The 2,888-nt window shown below is 41.4% G+C and carries 7 protein-coding genes; 3 read left to right on the forward strand and 4 right to left on the reverse strand.

The genetic code is table 11. From position 1 onward, the window contains the following. The first annotated feature begins 87 nt into the window (after positions 1-87). The 3 genes from HQK80_16165 to HQK80_16175 all read left to right on the forward strand — a co-directional run bounded on the left by HQK80_16165 (position 88) and on the right by HQK80_16175 (position 915). Positions 88-357 carry a DUF2281 domain-containing protein gene (locus tag HQK80_16165; protein MBF0223726.1) on the forward strand — a complete coding sequence of 90 codons (270 nt, stop codon included), beginning with the start codon at positions 88-90 and terminating at the stop codon, positions 355-357. Then, positions 357-614: a type II toxin-antitoxin system PemK/MazF family toxin gene (locus HQK80_16170; GenBank protein MBF0223727.1), complete on the forward strand. Its 258-nt coding sequence runs from the start codon at positions 357-359 to the stop codon at positions 612-614. Before HQK80_16165 ends, HQK80_16170 begins: the two co-directional genes overlap by 1 nt. A gap of 85 nt (positions 615-699) precedes the next feature. Further along, the gene (locus tag HQK80_16175) at positions 700-915 is read left to right on the forward strand and encodes a four helix bundle protein (protein MBF0223728.1); all 216 of its coding nucleotides are present in this window, start codon (positions 700-702) and stop codon (positions 913-915) included. A gap of 387 nt (positions 916-1,302) precedes the next feature. Here the strand turns inward: HQK80_16175 and HQK80_16180 are convergent, their stop codons facing one another. The 4 genes from HQK80_16180 to HQK80_16195 all read right to left on the reverse strand — a co-directional run bounded on the left by HQK80_16180 (position 1,303) and on the right by HQK80_16195 (position 2,679). After that, on the reverse strand, positions 1,303-1,518 hold the full coding sequence (locus tag HQK80_16180) for an addiction module protein (GenBank protein ID MBF0223729.1): 216 nt from the start codon (positions 1,516-1,518) through the stop codon (positions 1,303-1,305). A gap of 217 nt (positions 1,519-1,735) precedes the next feature. Then, complete coding sequence (locus HQK80_16185) at positions 1,736-1,909, reverse strand: four helix bundle protein (GenBank protein ID MBF0223730.1); 174 nt, start codon at positions 1,907-1,909, stop codon at positions 1,736-1,738. A gap of 240 nt (positions 1,910-2,149) precedes the next feature. Next, positions 2,150-2,461 carry a type II toxin-antitoxin system RelE/ParE family toxin gene (locus tag HQK80_16190; protein ID MBF0223731.1) on the reverse strand — a complete coding sequence of 104 codons (312 nt, stop codon included), beginning with the start codon at positions 2,459-2,461 and terminating at the stop codon, positions 2,150-2,152. After that, positions 2,458-2,679 (reverse strand): addiction module protein, encoded by a 222-nt coding sequence (locus HQK80_16195; protein ID MBF0223732.1) that lies wholly within the window; start codon positions 2,677-2,679, stop codon positions 2,458-2,460. Before HQK80_16195 ends, HQK80_16190 begins: the two co-directional genes overlap by 4 nt. Positions 2,680-2,888: the final 209 nt, after the last annotated feature.

Consider the following 2,888-nt stretch of genomic DNA (forward strand, 5'->3'; position numbering starts at 1 on the left):
ACCAAGGAACCAACTGTTTGGGTTTTAAGATAAAGGGGATTTTTCAAGGCATAATGCCCCCATTTCCATCTCAAGAGGAAAGCTACGATGAATACAGCGGAAATCATCTTTAACCAGTGTAAAACACTTCCAGAACCTCTGGCCAGAGAGGTGCTCGATTTTGTTGGCTACCTCAAGGGAAAACAGGAACAGGGAGGGATCAACGACTTAATTATGGCCCAAGAAGGAGCATTATCATCCATTTGGGATAATGCTGAGGACGAGGCATGGAATGGAATGATGTTTGAGCCAGGAAGTATTGTACTGATACCATTTCCTTTCTCTGACCTGAAAACCAGAAAAAAAGGCCTGTTTTGATGCTTACTGTTCCTGACAATAATGGTGATTTTATTGCATTGGCCGTGACCTCAAAGGGCTATCATTCGGGGGCGATAGAGTTGGCCGAAGAAGCTTTACTTGCCGGTACATTGCCTTGCCAGAGCTGGATTAGAACTGACAAAGTTTTCACGCTGGCACAAATACTTATTGTGAAAATAGTGGGCAAAGCAAAGAGAGACATTATCGAACAAGCTATATCAGGGCTGTGCGATAGCCTTAGTGAAAAGAAGCAATAAAATAAGGCGCCCAATGAACCAACGAACTAATGAACTTGGTTTAATCCAACCAACAAGTTTTCCCAAAAAAAACTAACAAAAAACGATGCCAACCATAAAACGTTTTGAAGATTTACATTGCTGGCAGGATTCCCGGAAGTTGGGTAGTGCAATATATGATCTAACCAAGAAGAGTGCATTCAGTAAAGACTACGGACTGAAAGACCAGATAAGAAGGAGTGCCATATCAGGAATGGCAAATATCTCGGAAGCATTTCGTAGGGTGGGCACGTTGTGTGTGTCCACGCAAAAGAAACTATAAATCAAGGTTACGCGGCCCTAGATCAGAATTACCTAACCGACGCAGAGTTGGCAAAAACAAAAGAAATGGCAGACAACGCCTGGAAGCGTATAAATAAATTCATGACCTATTAAAAAGTGGACTAACAAACCAACGAACCAACAAATTTAGGGCGTGGAATGAGTCAACAGCTCCGCGAAAGGATCTTTGTGTTACAAACATGGAGGCATTCCCAAAACGTGGAGCCGACTTTATTCCACTGCTCCCAAGCCTCTGGTGCAAATTTCACACGCTCAATTGAAGCATTTACTTCATAAAAGAAACGAAAGCCCAAGCCCGGAAGTTGATGATCATAGTATCTGATAGCTTCATCAAGTTCAATATCAGCAGGGGCAACAAACCTCACCATCAAGACCCATACCTCTTCTTAATTTGCTCCCAATCGGTTGTTTCAAGTGTTCCTTTTTTGAAGGCAGCATACCGGGCTTCTGATTCGACAACCCAACTCTGTTCAATGTCTGAATCAGGCTTGTCGAGACTAAAAAGAATTGCCTCAACCAAACGGATTCGTTCGACAGGATTGTGCTCAATAGCCTTTTTTGCCAATTGCTCAATAGACTCCATAATTAAATTCTCCTCACTTCTTCTCGCCAACCATAAACTTATTTTCCAGTTTGTTTGTTTGATTAAAACCGGCTTGTTGGTTGGTTGGTTTGTTAGTCCACTTTTAAATAGGACATGAATTTATTTATACGCTTCCATGCGTTGTCTGCCAATTCTCTTGCGATTTCTAGTTCTGAGTCATTGATGGGGCATTTAGTACATAAACATAATACATCTATTATTTCACGGGCCAAGTGTTCGCCATTCCTGATATGGCGCTCCTTCTTATCTGATCTTTCAGTCCGTAGTCTTTACTGAGTGCACTCTTCTTGGTTAATTCGTATATTCTACTGACCAGCTTGCGTGAACCCTGCCAGCAGTCTAAGTCTTCAAATCGTTTTATGGTGGGCATTTTTTAATTGGTTACTTGGGAGCAGTGGAATAAAGTCGGCTCCACGTTTTGGGAATGCCTCCATGTTTGTAATACGAAGATCCTTTCGCGGAGCTGTTGACTCATTCCACGCCCTGAATTTGTTGGTTCGTTTTTTTATCCAGATGCAGACTACTACTATGCGTAAAAGTAAAAAAAATAATTCATTGTCAAATCAATCCGGCAATTTCTGTGCCGTACAACTTTCAAGATCTTCTCTTGTTACATATCTCTTGTCAATAATTGCCCTTTGATGGTGTGAGGATCTCTGGCACAATGAAAGAGGCCAAACACTACAACGTCAATGCCATCTACTCTAAAGTAGATGGCATAGGGGAATCGTCGGAGAAGACACCGCCGAAAACCACCATAAATTTCTTGGTACAGCAACGGTTCACTTAAAAATTCCCTAACACGGACATAAAACATACGAACAAATTCTTCTCCTAGGCTGAAGGCTCTTTCTTCGTACCACAAATACCCAGCAATAACGTCCTCCTCAACTTCAGGAAGAAAACTTAAATTGTATTTCATTTCCTCAACTCTATCCTTCCTTGAAGCTCATCAAACGATAGTAGATTATTGGAATATGATTCGTAACGCTTAAGTCTTTTATCTAATTCTTCTCTATGGCTATTGGGGATTGGAACTTTTGATGCTTCAACAGCAATGCTATCCCAAAAATCTTCTACCAACAAAATTTTTTCCGGGGTGCTTAACTTTTCAATTTCAGGAATGTCCGATAATCGCATTTTAAATCTCCTAGGTAACTACTCAGGTTGTTTAAATGGGTTTGTTGAGTTTGTTGGGTTATGGGGTTACTTGAGTTACTTGGGTTACTTGGGTTACTTGAGTTTGTTGGGGGCAGTGGAATAAAGTCGGCCCCACGTTTTGGTAATGCCTCCATGTTTGTAATACGAAGATCCTTTCGCGGAGCAGTTGACTCATTCCACACCCTGAA

The sequence above is a fragment of the Desulfobulbaceae bacterium genome (genome assembly GCA_015231515.1).
Taxonomy (GTDB): Bacteria; Desulfobacterota; Desulfobulbia; order Desulfobulbales; family VMSU01; genus JADGBM01.